This is a genomic window from Fictibacillus fluitans (genome assembly GCF_030418125.1).
GTDB lineage: Bacteria > Bacillota > Bacilli > Bacillales > Fictibacillaceae > Fictibacillus_C > Fictibacillus_C fluitans.
This window is the reverse complement of the sequence record NZ_JAUHTR010000002.1, coordinates 1-19,361: the sequence shown is the minus strand read 5'-3', so window position 1 is coordinate 19,361 and position 19,361 is coordinate 1. Positions and strand designations below refer to the sequence as shown.

The window sequence follows — 19,361 nt, the reverse complement described above, 5'->3', positions numbered from 1 at the left end:
TTATCGACCTCCCTTGTTCTTCTGTTTTCTGGTGGATTCCCGCTCGATCAGCTCAACGTCCAGTTCAAGGAAGGTGTTTTCCACCGGCTTCTTTTCTATGAGTTTTACAAGCAAATCGGTAACGGCTGTCCCCATGTCGTAAATCGGCTGTGCAATGGTGGTGAGCTCCGGTGTCGTCGCCTCGGCCATGGAAATGCCGTCAAAGCCGATGATGGCCAGCTCCTCAGGCACCTTTTTTCCCAATTGATATGCGGCCTTTACTGCTCCAATTGCCATCACATCGTTCGCCGCGAAAATTCCGTCAATCTCGGGGTGGCGCTCCAAAAGCTCCAGTGTTGCCTGAATCGCGGTCTTCATCACATAGTTACCATCCGTTATATAACTTTGTTTGAACCAGGGCTCGCTCCCCACTTCTTCAAGGTAGCCGTCGACCCGTTCATTTGCGTTATCAATATGGTGAGGACCCCTGATATGGGCGATGCGCTGGCAGCCAATTTCTTTAAGGTAGCCTGCCGCTTTGCGTGCTCCCTGTTTGTTTTTTACGACCACCGTTGGAATTTCCGCTGTAATCTTACGGTCGATGCTGACAACCGGTATATTCAACTCTTTCACTTTTTGGGCGGTCAGTGTGTTGGAGGCAATGATTACACCGTCCACATACTTTTGCAGCAGAACCTCGAGATAGTGCTCTTCCTTCTCCACATTTTCGTCTGTGTTGCAAAAGACCACGTTGTAGCCCTTTTTGTGAGCCGTATCCTCCACCGCTCTTGCCAGTTCGGGGAAAAAGGGGTTCCCAATATCCGGCACGATGAGTCCGATCGTTTTTGATGTTTTTTTATAAAGGCTCCTGGCAACCGCATTCGGCTTGTAATTCAACTGCCGGATCGCTTCGTCTACCTTTTTCTTCGTTTCATTGTTTACGTATCCATTGCTGTTAAGCACCCTGGATACCGTCGCCACGGAAACACCCGCTTGTTTGGCGACATCTCTGATGGTTGCCATACTGAACACCCCGTAATTATGTGTAACCGGTTACATGTTGTTGAAATAAATAAGCGGTTTCTCTTGTGTAACCGGTTACACACAGTATAATTATTCTTTTTATAAAAGTCAAAGAGAAATTATGATTAGATTTGGGGCTGTGAATATCGTTTACTTGCGGTTCGACACGATTTAGTTGCGGTATGGGCTTGAATACTTGCGGTTCGACAACAAATACTTGCGATGCAACCATTGTTACTTGCTCTTCGACAAAAAATACTTGCATATCACGTCATTTTCATAAAAATACAGCCGGCTTACCGGGTTGAGTTAACATCTCTTATCTCGTAAAATTAATTTAAAAAACAAGAGGTGACGTCAGTGAAAATACAAATCATCGGCGGGTCGGGGACCGGAAAAAGCACGCTGGCCAAATACATCAGTGAAAAAGAAAAGATAAAGTGGATTGATACAGATCAATACCTATGGAAAGATGATACCTTTACCGAAAACAACCCGATTGAAAAGCGTATTGAAATGTATCAGACAGACATAGAGACTTTCAGCAGTTATGCGGTCTCGGGTTCTATTGATTTATGGTATCCCAATGGATTTGGCGACCGGGAGCTCCTGGTTTTCCTTTCACTGGATGAAACCATTCGATTGAAGCGGTTACGAGATAGAGAGCGCCAACGGAAAAACCAAAATAAACCCTGGTGGAAGGATGAAAATGGAGAATTTACAAACGACTTTTTAGAATGGTGCAAAACCTATTACACTGCGAAAAATAAAAGCGATGCAGGCACATTTGCCCAGCATTCTTATCTAATGAAAATTTCAAAAAGCCCTGTTCTTAAGCTTGATAGCTCCCAGCCTGTTGAAGAGCTGTACGACGAAATCATTAAAGAGTATAAAAGGCTTCATCCTGAGAGTTAAAGGAATCCGGGTCTTTCTGCCCATTCTTTCCAGAAGGATTGACAAACTTTTATGACCATAATAAGATTATCGACAGAATTATCTGTTTTTTTGTTATTGTATAAAAACTTAGTTTTACATTATAAAACTTTTGAGGATGTGCATCCTTGTCCTGACAGAAGAATACCTTTGCTTTTCATGGTTTGAAAGCGCTGCCAATTAAGGCGTTTTAATAAATAATTCTAGGAGGGATAGGTATGGCTATGGATGCAAATCTGCAAACAAAGCCGGTAAGGACCGCCAATCTGGCAAAGAAGTTTCGTTGGACGGTCGTTATCTGGCTGTTAATTGGGGGAATTATTAACTATCTGGACCGCGCAAACCTTTCAATCGCTGCCCCGCAAATGATGAAAGAGCTGGGGCTGACTGCGACGGAAATCGGACTTCTGGGTACTGTTTTTTCGTGGAGTTATGCCCTCATGCAGCTTCCGGCCGGCTGGCTGATCGACCGGTTCGGAACGAAAAAAGTGTATACGCTTGCGCTGATTTGGTGGAGCGGCGCGACGATGCTGACAGGCGCCGTATCCAAGATGGGTTCGTTTATTTTCGCACGTCTTTTGCTCGGTGTCGGTGAAGCGCCGTGCTTTCCGACGATGGCAAAGATTACGTCTTATTGGTTTCCGAAAAAGGAACGCGGACTGGCAACAGGGATTTGGGACTCTTCCTCCAAATGGGGCCCTGCCATTGCTCCTCCTTTGCTCGTCTTCATCATGGTTACGTTTGGCTGGAGAGCCCTCTTTTACATCACCGGTGTGCTGGGCATCATCTTCGCCATCGGGTTCTACATCTTTTATAAAAATCCTGAGCAAAGCCGCAAGCTGACCAAGCAGGAACTTGACTATATCCGGACGGATGGGGCTGGTTCTGAACAAAGCCTCCAAACCTCCAAAATCAAATGGAGAGAGCTTTTCAAATACCGGAGTGTGTGGGGCATGATTCTCGGCTTTTTCTGCACCATCTGGATCTGGAACATCTTCCTTGTCTTCCTTCCCTTGTTCCTGACAGATGTTCATGGTGTTACACTAAAAGAACTGGGAATCTATGCGGGTATTCCTTGGGTTGGCGGCATCTTCGGCAACATTTTCGGAGGCTACCTGACGAAAAAGATGGTAGATAAAGAAATGACCACTCCGATCAAGGCAAAGCGCATCGCCATCAGTATCAGTGCCATTTGTGCTGCTGTCGTCGTGTGTGCTGTTCCGTTCGTGGAGAGCCTTGCCATGACCATCGCCTTGCTTACTCTTGCACTTTGCTTTATTTCAGCGATGACTGGCAGTGCCTGGGCACTTGCCGGGGACATTGCCCCGCCGTCCATGGTCGCTTCTGTCGGATCTATTCAAAACTTCGGCGGATATTTTGGCGGCGCATTTTCTCCTGTCATCGCTGGCCTGATCGTCGACAAGACCGGCTCCTACTCCCTTGCCTTTATTTCCGGAGGCGTAATTGCGGGCTGTGCGGCCTTGTGCTACTGGTTCATCGTGAACAAACCGATTGAAAACTAAAAAGGAGGAACACCATTGAAACCGTATGTTTACCTGGCAAAACCTGTACCAGAAGAAGTAGAAAACTATATTGCCGAGCACTGCTTCTACGATAAATGGGAAAGCTCGGAGCCGATCACCCGGAGCGAGCTGCTGACAAAGCTGGGAGAAGCAGAGGGACTGCTGATTACCGGGGAAAAGATTAATGATGAGCTCTTAGATCATGCTCCCCATTTAAAAGTGGTGAGCAACATCTCCGTCGGCTACAACAATTTTGATACCGATGCCATGAAGCGAAGAAACATCATCGGTACCAACACACCGGACGTGCTGAACGAGACCGTGGCTGACCTTGCCCTCGCACTCATGCTGTCTGCCGCCCGCCGTGTGCCTGAACTCGACAAGCTCGTGAAGGAAGGAAAATGGGAGAAAAAAGGTGATGAGCCGCTGTTTGGGGTGGACGTCCACGGCAAAACACTGGGCATCATCGGCATGGGAAGAATTGGGGAGGCGATCGGCCGCCGCGCAAAATTTGGGTTCAACATGGACATTTTGTATCACAACCGCCACCGAAAGCCAAAAACAGAAAAGGAACTGGATGCGTCCTATGTTTCACAGGAAGAGCTGCTGCAGAAATCGGATTTTGTGCTGCTGATGGTTCCGTTTACTGAGGAAACGAAGCATCTGATGGGCCGTGAGCAATTTTCCCAAATGAAAAAGTCGGCCATTTTTATTAACACATCGCGCGGACAGACGGTGGACGAACAGGCACTGACAGAAGCCCTTCAAAACGGGGAAATTCTTGCCGCCGGCCTCGACGTCTTCGACCAGGAACCGGTATCGCCAACCAACCCGCTGCTGAAGCTGCCGAATGTGGTGACTCTTCCTCATATCGGATCAGCCACCTACCTGACGAGGTTTGATATGGCCATGCTTGCCGCTGAGAATTTGGTTGCGGCCATAACCGGCAAGGAGCCATCGGCCGTAGTCAGTGAACTAAAAGGAGTATTGAAGTAAAGAACAGCCAGGCCATTTAAGCGGCCTGGCTTCTTACATGAGGTGATCATTCTTCACTCCATGGCTGTTTGGACGTCATCACCGTTTGGCCCGTCTCAATGGCCTCCTGGATCATGAGACCCAGATAATGATCTTGTGAGGCTTCCTGCAGACTGTAAAAATTCGGTCCGCCTGTAACGTAGTCCGCCATCTTTTGCAAACAGGTGGCAATGGCGATCTCATCGTCATACAGCCTGGCGGGCGAAAACGGGTTTTTATAGACCCAGCGCTCACCCGCAAGGATTCCATCGAGATAATATCCTTCCTGATTTTCCTGTTCACCCTTGTTGACCCGCTGGAACGTGAGAGGAAGCGGTGTCTGATAGTCTGTGAGAACACTGATGCGCTCGTCAAAGAGCTCACCCTTTGTTCCTCTCACTGACAGATGATTGGAACGGATCCATGAGCGGTGCTGGTCTTTCGTAAAATCATAGATACCCAGTTTTTCACCAAACTGAAGCCAGGCGAGATCGCGTTCGGCTGTAATCAGTTTCTCCTCTTTTGGAGGACCTTCCCGTCCAGGTCCGGCCAGGATGGAGGTGGTAAATCGCTTTGCGGTAATCTCTGCATCTTCAAACGTAATCCCAAGCATTTTACGAATCAGGCTTACACCGTGATAAAAATGGGAAATGGATACAGTTGTCTCTGTTACCTTGCCCAGCATTCCCGACTGAATGAGGGAAAGACGTGCCGCATGGAGTGGATGCAGATGATATTGCTCGGCGACCTGGATTTTTTTCTTTTTCAATGTCAGTTCATCGTGAAGCGTATACAGCTCCTGAAGCGTGCTGCCAGGCGGAGTCTCAGTTAAAACGGGGATATCCATATCTCCAAGTTCCAATACATACCTGGCGTTTACACTGCCGGTAACCGATGTAACCACAAAATCAGGATGTTCACTTTGCAGAAGCTGCTCAAGGTTACGGTAGGTTCTTACGTTCCACCGCTCCTCCAGCTCCCGCCCTTTTGTTTCATCCCGTACAACCATTCCGGCAATGTGAAATTTCTGTGGAAGCATCCGGGCGATCCGCAAATAGTACAGTGCCCGAAAACTCCCTCCGCCAATGATACTAAAACGAATAGGATGAACCATTTAATCACCTGCTTTTTATCATTTAATCGTTCTTTGCAATTAAGCCTACAGCAAAAAAGTAATGATTACCATTTCCTGCCTCCGTTGTCGTGGTAAATAGTGCCTGGGTCCCTGGATAAAAAGAAAAAAAGTACTTCCTGCTCATTCCAAAATAAACCTAAAGTTGGATTTTATAGTATAATTTGTCTGTTACTGTGAAACGGTAGCGTAAAAAAATAGCGAGAGGTGAAGTAGATTGATGAAAATTGTAAAAAGAATTGCAGTTTTAGTCGTCATTGGGTTCGCACTAGTAGCCGCACCAAGCTTGTCGTACGCTCAAATGCTGGGAAAAGGAAGTTCCGGCCGTGAAGTAACCGCCCTGCAGCACACTATGAAAAATGCCGGCTATTTTAATGGCCCGGTAACCGGATATTTTGGTCCTCTTACCAAAAACTCCGTGGCAAACTTCCAACAGGCTGCCGGTCTTGTTCCTGATGGTGTAGCCGGCCCTAAAACATTGAGAAAATTAAATGATCTGGACATTATGGCAAGGGTGGTCAACGGAGAAGCACGCGGAGAATCTTATATTGGAAAAGTCGCTGTTGCTGCCGTGATCCTGAACCGCTTGGGAGACCGCCGTTTTCCAAAGGACGCCTACAGTGTGGTCAACCAGACAAACGCCTTTACCGCCGTTCATGACGGCCAATACAATCTGTCTCCCGGCAGCGATTCCTATCGTGCAGTCGTTGATGCTTTAAAAGGCTGGGATCCTACATATGGTTCTGTTTTCTACTATAATCCTAATACCGCAACCAACCAGTGGATTTTCACACGTCAAAGTGTTACACGCATCGGCAATCATATTTTCGCTAAATAATTATTTATACCTAAGCCGATTCTCATAGTGAGAGTCGGCTTTTTTCGTGTGCAAATAAAATTTTTGCTGTACCAATCTTTAAATATTCTCTAGCAAACTTGTAATTTTCTGTTATATTATAAAAGAAATTGCATTTAATCCGATATTACTATGCCAGGAATTTTAGCTGTTACTAATAAAGAAGAGGTTGATAAAATGGACACTCGTTCAGGAAAGCGCAAGAAGAAGCGCTCTGGTTTCAAGATTGCGATGATCGTTATAGGGGTAATTGTGCTGATAGCCGCAGGCGGAATTTACTATGTCTATGGTTCTGTTAAAAGCACAGCCAACAAAATGCACGAAGGTTCTGCTTGGAGTGGTTCAGACAAGCGAAGCGGCAAACTGGCACCAGGAGAAGGCGACCCGCTTTCCATCCTGATTCTCGGGGTCGACGAACGGCAGGGCGACCGCGGCCGCTCCGACACATTGATTTTGGTTACCGTCAATCCGAAAACAAACAAAATGGTAATGACCAGCATTCCGCGTGACACGCGCACCGAGATGGTTGGAAAAGGGACAGAAGACAAGATTAACCACGCGTACGCGTTTGGCGGAGAAAAGATGGCCATCAAGACGGTGGAAAACTTTCTTGATGTTCCGGTCGACTATTATGTAAAAGTTAACATGGAAAGCTTCCAGGGTCTGGTGGATGCGCTTGGCGGTGTGACCGTCAACAACCAGCGTCTCGCGTTTAAATACGATGGCTTTAACTTTCCGAAAGGTGAATTGAAGCTGAGCGGTAAAGAAGCATTGGCCTACACCCGTATGAGAAAAGAAGACCCCCAGGGCGACTTTGGCCGTAACGAGCGCCAGCGCCAGGTCATCTCAGCAATTGTGAACGAAGGAGCCCAGGTTTCTTCCGTAACAAAAATGGGCGACATCTTGAACGTGATCGGATCCAACGTGAAAACAAACATGACCTTTGATGAAATGAAAGACATCCAGTCCAAATACAAAGGTGCCCGCAACAACGTGGAAAGCGTAGAGGTCAAAGGAAACGGCCAAATGATCAACGGCATCTATTACCTGATCGTCCCTGACGAAGAACGCACCCGCATCCACACCATGCTGAAGGAACAATTGGAGATTTCTTCATAGAACACGAAGAAAGCTGTCCTCCCGGGCGGCTTTTTTTGTTTGCCGGCAGGAGACTTTGACGATTACTCACCGTTTTCCTGTGCTTACTCCCGGAAATACCTTGCTTACTCGCCGTTTTAAAGACTTTACTCTCGGAAATTCAAATTTTACTCACCGTTTTTAACTCATTACTCACCAAACACATCATTTTCAGAAAAGATGAAACCCCATGCAGCACCTGTCAGCATGGGGTTTCCCTCGTCATTCCTATTCTTCCTCTTGAAGCTCTTCGGATCCTTTGTTTACAGGTTCCTGATAAAAGTACATACCTCTGCCCGGGCTTGTGATGGCATCTGTTTCTTTTTTCAGCTTGTAAAGGATGGTCGTCAGGTTGGCTGGCGCCAGGCCGAATTGCTTGTCCAGTTCATGTCTGATTTCTGAAATGGTCAGACTCTTGCGGCTGCCTTTCAGAACATCTCTTACGGCCTGGACGTTTGAAACCTTTGGTCTTGGAGCAGCTGCAGCAGAACTGCTGCCTGCTGAGGGTAAAGACTCCACCACCTCTTCTTTTTCAGGAACTGCGGCCGGCGCTTCCTCCTCCAGTACTCCTGGGTCTACAGCAGCTGCAGCTTCTTCCCTCACCTTCACCGGTTCTTTATACGCACTCAATGAGGAAAGGCTTGGCTGGCTGTCGATCTCCCGCAGCCGGTCATATATTTCATTTCTCTCCTTTTGAAGCTCTTTCATGAAAAAACGTTCCTTCTCCTCCATCTGCTGTAATCGGAAAAGCAATGCTTCTTTTTCACTAGACAATGTAAAATCCCCCCATATTTCTGTATGTATATACTCACTATTAGATTATCACAAGATATTGAGATAAATAGTGGCTAATTGTAGCAATTCTTACAGGTAATAGGTTGTAAGTTTTCGACAATACGCCAAACCAATTAATTGTTTACGTAAAAACTCCCGCGTCAAAAGAAGGAGATTAGTGTAAATTAATGGAACATATTGTAGGGAGAGGTACTCATACACTGTGTCCTTATATACCTTTTTGAACGGGGGATTTATTTCATCTTATGTTGATAAAACGCATATTCATCACATTTGTTACATCCATCATTGGCATTGTGCTGATGGGGGCCATTCCGTTTGCCTTTAACGGAACGTCTTTTGAATTCAGCAAGTATACGGATGGATTGAAAGCTTTACTGGGTCAGCTGGCTCATCCGGGAGATCTTACCTATTCATCAGAGGCTGCCCGGCGAGGCCTTTTTCCTGATCTGTGGGAGCCTTACCTCTATTCCATGACGGTGCTGTTTGCCGCACTTTTTTTGGCCCTTTTCGCAGCGATCGTGCTCAGCATCCTGATTTCCCTGCTTCCAAAATCATTGTACCGGGGAGCAAAGTCGGTTCTGTTTCTGTTTGAATCCTTTCCAGATATTTTAATTACGGTGCTGATCCAGTTTTTGATTATCTGGATTTATAAAAAAACCAATGTGCTTCTTTTTGATGTAGTCGCTTATGGCGATTCACAGCCGTACACGCTCCCGATTCTCTGTTTAAGCGTGATGCCCACCATCCTTTCCCTGCGCATTCTGCTGTTTCATATGGAGGAAGAGTGGGAAGAACCTTACATCGAAAATGCAAGGAGCAAAGGGCTATCGCGGCTCTATATCCTGATTCACCACATCATGCCGAATACGCTCATTCACTTTTTTCATCAGTCTAAAATGATTCTATGGTTCATGCTTTCAAATTTGCTTGTCATTGAAATTTTGTTCAACATTCGCGGAATTACCAATTTTGTATACCAGCACGGAGATCCGTCCATTTTCACCGTCGCCTCCCTGCTCGTTTTCCTTCCGATGTATGCATTTTTCACTCTCGGATCATGGTTTACCAGCCGGTGGGCCCTGCAAAGTGAGGCCGCAGCGACCGCAGCGGCACAATCGGGCCTGAACCTGGAGCCGTTATGGCGAATGCTGAAACATGTGTTTGTTCGAATCATCCGGCCGCTGCAATATGTTGGGGCACAGCCGCTCTTTGTGGCAGGGTTCTGCATTATCGGCTCCATTCTGGTCATAAGCCTGATCCATAATTATGCGTTTGACAACAAGATCCTGCAAACCCAGGTCCTCTATGCCAAGGACGGATTCAACGCTCTTAAACGCGCGCCATTCGAGCCCTCTTCCCGTTTCTGGTTTGGCACGGACCAGTTTGGATATGAACTGCTTTATAAAATCGCGTCAGGTGCCAAGTATACGCTCGGACTTGCCTTTTTCATCAGCCTGGCCCGTCTTCTCCTATCCTTTGTTGGCGGTTATTTGTTTTTCATCATGAATCAAAAGTTGAAGGAGTGGATCAAAGGGCTTGTGGATTCCACCCATTACATACCGGTTGCGCTGCTCTGCTATTTTATTCTGTTTACGGTTATTCTCTCAGAGGGACTGACGTTCTGGGAAAAAGGCACCTTTTACATACTGATATTAACGCTTGTTGCCGTCCCAGCGGTGTCTGTCATGATCGGCTCGGAAATGGAGCTGATTTCGTACCGTGAGTTTGTAACCAGCGCAAAAGTGCTCGGGGGCAGCCGCTTTCATGTGTTTACCAGGCACATCCTCCCGCATATGCTGCCGAAATTGTGGTTCATCTATATTCAGCAAATCATGTATGTCCTTATTCTGTTTGCACACCTCGGGCTGCTCGAAATTTTCTTTGGCGGCACCGTTCGTGAAGAATACACGGTCTTTGGCGGAGATTTTTTACCGAAGTCCATGTCCAATGAGTGGTCCGGCCTCATCGGTTCCTATTACCGGCAAATGATGCTTCGTCCGTACCTTCTCGTCATTCCTGTCCTGTTTTTCGCTGTATCCATTTTTGGCGTGAATCTTATGCTCGAGGGACTGAAGAGGGCCATTGAAGATTTGCAGTGGCGAAGAAAGAAGCACTTTCATCCCGCTTCTGCCATTATCGTTGCTGTGGCTGTGGGCTTTTGTTTCTTTGCCGTTCATAAGTTTTCGGAGGACTTTGACCGAAAAGAGAAAATAGCCGCTGCACATGAAGCTGTGGCGACGGAACAAAAAACGCCAATTGTGGATCTGGATGATGACACAATCAGCCAATTTGAGGACGGAATGATCAATGGTGTCAGGGAGTACTATCTTGGCGGTCCGATGGAACGTACGATCATCAACAGCGTTTATGGCAAGCCGCTGAAAGTGAAAGATTATGAGAAGCGGACCGACTATTATTATAAGGATGGCGGCTACCAGATCATCATTTCTTCCGGGATGAGCCGAGTAATCAACCGAATGCAGGTGCAGTACGACAGCTCCCGAGAAGATATTAAAAAAGCGATGAAAAGTAAGCCGGCGAAAGAGACGAAGGATTCATTATCGTATATAAAAGGACGATATCTTGTCCTTTTTACCGAAAAATCGGACGGCCACTGGTGGATCAGCCTCCAGGATCAGTATTATTTCAGATAAAACGATGAAAACCGCACCGGAATTGGGTTCCGGCGCGGTTTTTTAGGTGGGGATAAGCTGTCTGCGCGATTTTATTTTCAAATTATGCGATTTTATTTTCAAAAAAGGCGATTTATTTTTAAAAACCCGAATTCATGTTCAAAAACCCACCTTTTATTTTCAAACCGTTTACCCCTAGTAGGTTTCGACTAATTTCGACACAATCATTCCGAAGCCCAAACTTAAAAACTGCTCTCCCGAATGATCAGCTCGGTGCCCACATAAATCTTCTTCGGTACTTTCCGCCCGGCCACCTGCTCAAGCAGAAGACCGACGGCGGTTTCTCCCATGAGCTCGGTGTGGATCTTCACCGTGCTGAGCGACGGGTACACAAACTTGGAAACACTGATGTCGTTGATGCTGATCAGGTTCACACGTGCGGGCACGGAGATGCCGTTCTCGTGAAGAGCCTTCAGGCAGCCGATGGCCATTGGATCGTTCCCCACAAAAAAGGCAGTCGGCAGCTCATCTCCATGCTCGGCGATGGCCTTTTTCATGAGCGCATAGCCTTCATCCACGGTAAATGAACTAAGGTAGATGTACCGTTCATCCAGCATGCCGGCAGCTTCCATATAATCCTTGAAGGCCCGGTCCCGAAGGTCTTCGGTCTGTGCGGTATCGTAGACCAGACTTTCAAATCCGCCCAAATAGCCGATCCGCTCATGGCCTTTCTCCATCAAATGCTTCAGCACCTTCTCTGTCGCTTTTTTTAAATCTACCACGACCGCATCGAAGACCTCTTCATTTGGTGATGAATCGACAAAAACAATATGACTGGTAATTTGCTGCAGCTTTTTGACCTGTTCACTGCTGTATTTGCCGATCGCCACCATGCCCTGAATATCCTCATTCTGCATGCGGGTCAGGCTGTTGCTGTTGTACGTATATTTGATGCACTGCATGCCGTTGGTCTGACACTCGTTTTCCACGCCGATCCGGATGGACATGTAATACAAATCGTCCAGCTCTTCCTTTTCGTTGTACCAGCTTAAGATGGCAATCTTGGCACCGTTCATTTTCCGGCTCTGGCCCTTTTTATAGGAAAGAGCTTCTGCCGCTTCAAACACCCTGCGTTTCGTCTCATCACTCACCGACAGGGAAGGATCATAATTCAGCACCCGGGAAACCGTCGCCTGGGAGACGCCCGCTTGTTCTGCAATGTCTTTAATCGTTGCCATTCTCTATCACTCTTTCTCTCCATTCAGAAACGCGCGGTTTTCAGGGTGCTGGCAGCCTGTCAGCTAAAGATGCGCAGCTTCCTGCGAGCGTTCCGTTGCTTCAATTTTCGTCCAGACTCCTTCTTCACGATAATGATAGAAGGAGCATCCATAGGGTTCAATTGATTCCCCATTAAATTCTTCTGCGGTGCCGTTGTGGTTGATGACAATCGCGTACTCTTGCTCTTCTGACGTTCTTCGCACCACTTCCACGCCCGGATTGGTTTCCAAAACGTTTAGGTTAACATCTCCAGCAATCTCCGAGACTAGTACGTTTAACAAATCTTCCTCCACACCAGCCCCAATATAGTAGGCTTTTCCTTTACCGAACGAATTCACCGTCACTGCGCTGTATTCGTTATAAAAAGAATCGGAATAGCTCGCAAGGCTCATGGCGTCTGTCGGGTGAACCATATCGCGCCAATGCGTGCAGCTGTATTCCTTTCCGCTGAACAAAAGAGATGCTGATTGTCCTTCATGCAGCGATTCGGCTTCATGGACCTCAATGCCAAGCAGACTGGATAACGGCCCGGGAATCATCTCGCCAAAGCGAAGGTTGTTGGTTTTGTCCCGCACGCCTGCGCGATAGGACATGATGACCGTTCCACCTTTTTTCGCGAAGTCTTCCAAACGGGCTGCCAGTTCTTCGTCAATGACCTTCATTACCGGCACAACAACCACTTTGTACTGGGAAAAATCGAGGTCATACCGGATGACATCAATCCCTGCGTTCAGGCGATGGAACGGGGTGTACAGCCTCATCAGCTCTGACGTGAAATCGAATTGCGGATTCTCCCGCTGGGACCTCCACGACCAGATGTTGTCGAAGTCATACAGGACGGCAACCTCAGCCTGGTATGGTGTATTTAAAATATCTTCATACTTTTGAATATCATTAAAAAACGACTTCACTTCATGAAACTTTCTTGTTTTTTGGTTGTTGCCGTCCAAAATGCCGTAGCAGTTCTGCTCCGCTCCGCGCGTCATGCCTCTCCATCGAAAGTACAGCATGTTGGTGCAGCCATGGGCGAATGCATGATACGACCAGGCTTTAGCCTGGTTTGGGCGCGGCAGATAACCGATCACATCATGGCCCTGCGCTCCCATAAGCTGTTCCACAATCCAGAAGTTCTCTTTTTTCAATCCCCGGACATAGTCGAGGGACATGGAAAGGAAAGCCGGCGTAACAGGCTCCTTCATGCCGCCCCAAACCGGATAGTTATCATAAGAAACAAAATCCAGCGAACGCGAAAATTCGTTGTGGTCAAACCACTTTTGGAAAAAGCCGCCGGGCAGGTTGGTTGTCACCGTTTGATGGCTGCCTTTTCGCTCCTTTACAAGCTCGATATGGGCGTGCGCAAAGTCTGCGAGCGACTTCGAACGAAACCGCGCCCAATCCAGCAGAAGGCTTGGATTATGGACCGTAATCGTTTTCGTAGGAAGCGGCACTTCGTCAAAGGAGTTATACGTTTGACCCCAAAAAATAGTTCCCCATTTTTCATTTAGTTCATCTATGCTTTCATAGCTGTTCTCAAGGTAATTCGTGAAACCTTTATGGCATTCACCGCAGTAGCACATGTCGCTGCCTTCATGGCCGAGTTCGTTATCCACCTGCCATGAAACAATAGCTTCTTCTTCCCGATAATGAAAAACAAGCTTTTCCGCAATGCGAAGCGAGTACTTGCGGTATTCCGGCGAATTGTAGCAATACTGCCGTCTTCCTCCGAACGCCATTTTTTGTCCGTTTTCATCCACGATAAAAATGTCGGGATGCTTCCTGCCAAGCCAGGCAGGAAAGGTGGCCGTCGGCGTTCCAAACATCACCATCATACCATATTGCCTGGCTTTGTTTAGGACATAATCAAAGAAATGGAAATCAAACTCACCATCCGATTTCTCCATAAGGTGCCAGGCAAACTCGCCAATGCGGATCATATTGGCACCCATTTCCTTCATCCGTGATAAGTCGCTGTCGATCATGCTGTGATCCCAATGCTCCGGGTAGTAATCAACGCCTAAATACATGTGATGTAATCCCTCCCTTATTTATGTATTAACCGAGCTGCGGTTTGTCGAGCAGGGTAATGGTTGCTCCTTCGTTTCCTTCCAGTTCAAGCACAACGATTTCATTTTCTCCATTCTTCAAAAGCGGCCCTGGAAGGTAGAGCGTTTCCTGAGGACCTTCTGACCAATACCTTCCCAGATTAAAACCGTTCACAAACACATTGCCCTTTGTCCATTCAGAAAGCGATACAAACGTATCGCCGACCGTATCGGCTGTGAATGTTCCTTTAAAAACCCTTGGATACCGCTCATCCGGCATTCCTTTATACTCCTTAGTATTACCAAGGAACATTTCAGGTTCGAAGCTGGTAATTTCCCAATTATAAATGTACTGATTGTTAAGCCAAATCCCCTGTGTAATCCCTTTTGGATCCTTCAGGTTATTGCCGTAATTCACGCGCCCCATGTTCTCTACCAGTATTTCCAGCGTGTTCACCGACTGGGAGAATGACAGAGTCACCGTTTGCTTTTCATCATTTCTATAGATCGTATGCTGATGTTCCCCGTTCACATAAATGAATGCCCGGTCATGTATGCCTCTTGTATCCATCTCATATTTCCCCGGAAATTCGACAGCCGTTTTATACAAAATATACCCGTAGTTCTGGCCGGCCTGCTCCATGGTCAATGGATAGGCACTGTTCATTTTGGAATTAGTGTCTGGCAGATAGTCAAACAAACTCCCCATATCGCTAAGCAATACATCGCCATAAGCCACCTTTGGAATCTCCGGAATTTCCATGTCAGGGATATCGGTGTATCGGCCCACGATATGCTTGCATTTCCAATATTTATCAGTGTAATCCCCCGACTCTGTCAGCAAGGCGTCATAATCATAGCTTGTAATGGTCGGGGAATAGCTTTCGTACTGGTTCGCTCCGTTCATAAATCCAAAGTTGGTTCCTCCGTGGAACATATAAAAGTTAATGGAGCCGCCGGCCCGAAGCATTTCGTCCAGTACTTCAGCTGCGTCCTCCCCTCCCCTCGTATGATGTTCCCCGCCCCAATGGTCAAACCAGCCGATCCAGTATTCCATGCACATGGCAGGAGCATCGGACTGAAATTGTTTTAGCTTTTCAAATCCTTCCTCAGGTCTGGAGCCAAAGTTCACGGTCGGCAGAACATCCGGCAGAGAACCGCTTTTCAGCATATCGGGTCCGTCAGACGTAAAGAGCATCCCTGTGATTCCGCGATTACGCATCGCATCTCTCAAAAAAAGCAGGTAAGATGCGTCATTACCATACCCGCCATATTCATTTTCAACCTGCAGCCCGATGACCGGTCCGCCTTTTTCAATCAAATACGGAACAATCTTGGGAATCAGTACATCGTAATAGTCTTCCACATGCTTTAAAAAGGCCGGGTGGGAGCAGCGCAGTTCCATATTTTTGTCCTGCAGGAGCCATGCAGGCAAACCGCCAAACTCCCATTCCGCGCAAATGTAGGGAGATGGGCGAAGAATCACATACAATCCCAGCTTTTGGGCGGCCGTAACAAAGCCTTCCAGATCCGCCATCCCCGTAAATACAAACTCTCCTTTACGCGGTTCGTGCACGTTCCATGGGATGTAGGTTTCCACTGTATTCAGCCCGCACGCTTTTAATTTTTTCAAGCGGTCTTCCCAATACTCGGGCACGACCCTGAAGTAATGGATCGCCCCGGACAGAATTCTGAATGGTTCTCCGTTGAGGTAAAAGGATTGGTTTCTTGTTTCTAGCATCGGTACCCCTCCTATTTCACGGCACTTCCGAGCATGCCGGAAATAAAGTGTTTTTGCAGTGCAAGAAAGACAATAATGATAGGAATTGTGGCAATGGTCACACCAGTCATCACCTGTCCGTAGTCAATAATGGATAGTCCCATCAAGCTGGACAAGGCAACAGGGAACGTATACATGTCACTGGATGTTGTGGCAACGAGCGGCCACATGAAGTTGTTCCACTGCGTCATGAATAAAAAGATCGCCGTTGCTGCCAGAGCGGGTTTCATCGACGGTAGAACAATGGTTAGGAAAATCCGAACCTCTCCGGCTCCGTCCAGTCGTGCCGCTTCAAGCAATTCGGTAGGAAAGGCCAGGAAATTTTGCCTCATTAAAAAGATGGCAAACGGATAGCAAAGCATCGGTGCAATAAGGGCAAAGTACGTGTTTAACAGATTAAGATCCGACATCATTTTAAACAGCGGAATCAGTGTCGCCTGGTTGGGAATCATCATGGACAGCAAAAACATCGTGAAAATGAAATTGCGTCCCTTAAACTGAAACTTGGCAAGCACGTAGGCTGCACACGTGCAGACGATTAAAGCAAACAGTAAATAAAGAAGCGACACGATCAGTGAATTCGCCAGAACACGGGTAATGCCGATCGAGTTGTTCAGGTTCGTGAAGTTGGTCCAAAACTCACTGCCCGGCAGAAGGGTCGGTGTATCGGCAAACATTTTGCTGGAATGGTTCGTCGCCCCGATCAGCATCCAGTAGAACGGAAAGATGGAGACGACGGTAAACACAGCAAGAAGAACGTATTTACCGACTCCACCTCCCCGTTTTTTCACGGTGCGCCGCGGCTTAACACTTACTTGCGGCCCTGATGCCGCACGCTCGGTCATGCTCATATCACTCATCTCCTGTTACTTTAAATTGAATGAAGGTCAAGATGGCTACCAGCACAACGACCACATAGGCGATGGCCGAGGCATAGCCAAAATCAAAGTACTTAAATCCGTTTTGGTAGATATACAAACCAAGGGACATGGTAGAGTCGGCAGGTCCGCCCTTTGTGAGGTTGTACGGTTCATCAAACAACTGCAGTGTTCCGATCGTTGACAGAATTCCGGCAAACAAGATGACCGGCTTTAAGCTTGGAATGGTAATGGAGAAAAACTGTCTTACCTTGCCCGCTCCATCGATCGATGCCGCTTCATAGATTTCATTTGGCACGTTCTGCAGAGCCGCAAGGAAAATGACCATGTTGTATCCGGTCCAGCGCCACGTCATCGCCAGGATGATGGACGTTTTAGCCCAGAACGGCGTGGACAGCCAGCCGACAGGCCCGATTCCAATCATGCCAAGCACATTATTGATAATGCCGTCTTCCTGCAGCATGATGCTGAACAGAATCGAGTAGGCCACAAGCGACGTGACCGCCGGCAGGAAGAAGGAAACGCGGAAAAATCCTTTTAATTTTAAAAGCTGATGGTTTAACAGATTGGCGAGAATCAACGCCAAAATGATCATGAGTGGAACTTGAATGATAAATATAATGAACGTATTGGTCAGGGCTTTCCAGAAGATATCGTCATGAAACAAACGGGTGTAGTTGGCAAACCCGATAAAGGTGGAGACGCCTCCGTTTGATTTTTGAAAGCTCAGGATCAACGAAGAGATCACGGGATAAATCGTAAATGCGGCGAACAACAGGAGCGCTGGTGCTAAAAACGTGTAAGAAAAGATTCTTTGGCTTCTCATAATACCTCCCCTTGTAATTCAAAAGGGTTGAATATGCGTGCATTCAACCCTTTCGTTTTTTTCTATTGGCCTATTCGGTTGGCTACCCGGTCTTGCGCTTCCTTCAGTGCTTTTGCCGCATCCTTGCCGCCCAGGGTTTCAGACTGCGCTTTCTCCACTTCATCCTGTGTGAGCGCATAATCGCCGGTATAGTTGGCAGCCGGAATGTCCTTCATTTCATCAGCGAAGGTTTTCCAGATGGTCTGGTTGCTGAAGAACTCATCAGGTTTGGTAAACATTTCGTTGTCATAGACCGTGGAAAGGGACGGGAATAATCCGCCTTTCATCGCTTCAAGCTGAACATCATCTGATGTGGAGAAGAACTCCATAAACTTGTAGGCTTTGTCCTGGTTTCCGCTTGCAGAAGTGATGACATAGTTGCTTCCTCCAAGGTTGGCCGCACGGTTGTCGCCTTCTTTCATTGCAGGCAACGGCATTACGCCCCACTTGCCTTTTGTATCCTTGGCCTGCTGCTCGATGGACCCGGTCAGCCATGCGCCGGATGGTGCTGTCGCTACCTTTCCGTTCGCCATCGCCGAAATCCAGGCATCCCAGCCGACTGTATTTTTCAGGAGGTTGGCATCCTTCATTTTCTTGATCGTTTCCATGGAAGCCTGTGATTCTTTGGATGTGAGATCCAATTTTCCTTTTTCATCAAAATAAAACGCGCCTTGCTGGTTCATCATCATGCGGTACAATCCGTCATCGCCATTCTTGTCGAGGCCTAGAAGGTCAACGCCTGCTTTGGCTTTAATCTTTTTGCCGGCTGCGATGAAGTCATCCCACGTTTTAATGTCTTCTGCCTTCACGCCTGCCTTATCAAAGAAATCTTTTCGGTAAAATACGCCGGTCGGACCGCTGTCAAACGGAAAGGCATACATTTTTCCGTCTTTGGAAAGAAGGTCGGCTTTATATGTAGGGAACTTGTCCTTACTTTTGTCAAAGCCTTTATCCGAGAGGTTTACAAAAGCTTTTGGGAATGCATTCATGTAGCCTTGAAAATGGTCGTCTTCCACAAGGACAATGTCAGGAAGTCCTTTTCCGCCAGCCTGCAGCCCTGTTGTAAGCTTGGAGTACACATCTTCCCTTCCAAGCTCGGTGACTTTCAGCTTAAATCCGGGATGTTCTTTTTCATAAAGCTCTGCAGCCTTCTTCAGCACCGGTACATTGATGTTCCATGCCCATGCGGTTACTTCTTTTTTCGAAGACCCGTTCGAACCACCGCCTGAACTATTGGAACTGCACGCTGAAAGAACTAGAGCCATTACAATGACAAAACAGATAAGACTCATTCTCTTTTTCATGTATATCCTCCTCAAACCTTTTTAGTAAACGCTTACAAGTATAGTAACGTTACAGAGTAAAAGTGTCAATAAACATTTTACTAAATATTTTACCAATTATATTTACTAGTAATTGGAGCCCGGTTTAGTTGCGGTTCGACAGAGTTTAGTTGCATATCACGTCATTTTCATAAAAAAAAACAGCAC

General features: G+C 47.1%; 15 protein-coding genes. 6 read left to right on the top strand and 9 right to left on the bottom strand.

Annotated features, from left to right (window positions below; all coding sequences use genetic code 11):
• Nucleotides 1-1,002 carry a LacI family DNA-binding transcriptional regulator gene (locus tag QYB97_RS05355; protein WP_301164947.1) on the bottom strand — a complete coding sequence of 334 codons (1,002 nt, stop codon included), beginning with the start codon at nucleotides 1,000-1,002 and terminating at the stop codon, nucleotides 1-3.
• Nucleotides 1,003-1,362: 360 nt separating this feature from the next.
• Here QYB97_RS05355 and QYB97_RS05350 point away from each other — a divergent pair, with 360 nt between their 5' ends.
• From QYB97_RS05350 to QYB97_RS05340, 3 genes are all read left to right on the top strand, one after another.
• A complete protein-coding gene (locus tag QYB97_RS05350) occupies nucleotides 1,363-1,917 on the top strand; it encodes an AAA family ATPase (RefSeq protein ID WP_301164946.1) in 555 nt (184 codons plus the stop codon).
• A 236-nt stretch (nucleotides 1,918-2,153) separates the two neighbouring features.
• Nucleotides 2,154-3,458 (top strand): MFS transporter, encoded by a 1,305-nt coding sequence (locus QYB97_RS05345; RefSeq protein WP_301164945.1) that lies wholly within the window; start codon nucleotides 2,154-2,156, stop codon nucleotides 3,456-3,458.
• A gap of 15 nt (nucleotides 3,459-3,473) precedes the next feature.
• The gene (locus QYB97_RS05340; protein WP_301164944.1) at nucleotides 3,474-4,454 is read left to right on the top strand and encodes a 2-hydroxyacid dehydrogenase; all 981 of its coding nucleotides are present in this window, start codon (nucleotides 3,474-3,476) and stop codon (nucleotides 4,452-4,454) included.
• A 46-nt stretch (nucleotides 4,455-4,500) separates the two neighbouring features.
• On the opposite strand, the gene QYB97_RS05335 is transcribed toward QYB97_RS05340, so the two are convergent.
• Nucleotides 4,501-5,586 carry a Gfo/Idh/MocA family protein gene (locus QYB97_RS05335; RefSeq protein ID WP_301164943.1) on the bottom strand — a complete coding sequence of 362 codons (1,086 nt, stop codon included), beginning with the start codon at nucleotides 5,584-5,586 and terminating at the stop codon, nucleotides 4,501-4,503.
• Between the two features lie 238 nt (nucleotides 5,587-5,824).
• Between QYB97_RS05335 and QYB97_RS05330 the strand changes: the two genes are divergently transcribed.
• Both QYB97_RS05330 and QYB97_RS05325 read left to right on the top strand, forming a co-directional pair.
• The gene (locus QYB97_RS05330) at nucleotides 5,825-6,442 is read left to right on the top strand and encodes a cell wall hydrolase (protein WP_301164942.1); all 618 of its coding nucleotides are present in this window, start codon (nucleotides 5,825-5,827) and stop codon (nucleotides 6,440-6,442) included.
• Between the two features lie 195 nt (nucleotides 6,443-6,637).
• A complete protein-coding gene (locus tag QYB97_RS05325) occupies nucleotides 6,638-7,579 on the top strand; it encodes an LCP family glycopolymer transferase (RefSeq protein WP_301164941.1) in 942 nt (313 codons plus the stop codon).
• 246 nt (nucleotides 7,580-7,825) lie between these two features.
• Here QYB97_RS05325 and QYB97_RS05320 read toward each other — a convergent pair whose 3' ends face one another.
• Complete coding sequence (locus tag QYB97_RS05320; protein WP_301164940.1) at nucleotides 7,826-8,371, bottom strand: Rok-like winged helix domain-containing protein; 546 nt, start codon at nucleotides 8,369-8,371, stop codon at nucleotides 7,826-7,828.
• A 266-nt stretch (nucleotides 8,372-8,637) separates the two neighbouring features.
• Here QYB97_RS05320 and QYB97_RS05315 point away from each other — a divergent pair, with 266 nt between their 5' ends.
• The gene (locus QYB97_RS05315; protein WP_301164939.1) at nucleotides 8,638-11,049 is read left to right on the top strand and encodes an ABC transporter permease subunit; all 2,412 of its coding nucleotides are present in this window, start codon (nucleotides 8,638-8,640) and stop codon (nucleotides 11,047-11,049) included.
• A gap of 221 nt (nucleotides 11,050-11,270) precedes the next feature.
• Here QYB97_RS05315 and QYB97_RS05310 read toward each other — a convergent pair whose 3' ends face one another.
• The 6 genes from QYB97_RS05310 to QYB97_RS05285 all read right to left on the bottom strand — a co-directional run bounded on the left by QYB97_RS05310 (nucleotide 11,271) and on the right by QYB97_RS05285 (nucleotide 19,175).
• A complete protein-coding gene (locus QYB97_RS05310) occupies nucleotides 11,271-12,266 on the bottom strand; it encodes a LacI family DNA-binding transcriptional regulator (RefSeq protein ID WP_301164938.1) in 996 nt (331 codons plus the stop codon).
• A gap of 63 nt (nucleotides 12,267-12,329) precedes the next feature.
• Nucleotides 12,330-14,330 (bottom strand): beta-galactosidase, encoded by a 2,001-nt coding sequence (locus QYB97_RS05305; protein WP_301164937.1) that lies wholly within the window; start codon nucleotides 14,328-14,330, stop codon nucleotides 12,330-12,332.
• Between the two features lie 28 nt (nucleotides 14,331-14,358).
• Nucleotides 14,359-16,089 (bottom strand): glycoside hydrolase family 35 protein, encoded by a 1,731-nt coding sequence (locus QYB97_RS05300; RefSeq protein ID WP_301164936.1) that lies wholly within the window; start codon nucleotides 16,087-16,089, stop codon nucleotides 14,359-14,361.
• An 11-nt stretch (nucleotides 16,090-16,100) separates the two neighbouring features.
• A complete protein-coding gene (locus QYB97_RS05295) occupies nucleotides 16,101-16,979 on the bottom strand; it encodes a carbohydrate ABC transporter permease (RefSeq protein WP_301164935.1) in 879 nt (292 codons plus the stop codon).
• A 1-nt stretch (nucleotide 16,980) separates the two neighbouring features.
• Nucleotides 16,981-17,832, bottom strand: a complete 852-nt coding sequence (locus QYB97_RS05290) for a carbohydrate ABC transporter permease (protein ID WP_301164934.1) — start codon at nucleotides 17,830-17,832, stop codon at nucleotides 16,981-16,983.
• Between the two features lie 62 nt (nucleotides 17,833-17,894).
• On the bottom strand, nucleotides 17,895-19,175 hold the full coding sequence (locus QYB97_RS05285) for an ABC transporter substrate-binding protein (protein ID WP_301164933.1): 1,281 nt from the start codon (nucleotides 19,173-19,175) through the stop codon (nucleotides 17,895-17,897).
• Nucleotides 19,176-19,361: the final 186 nt, after the last annotated feature.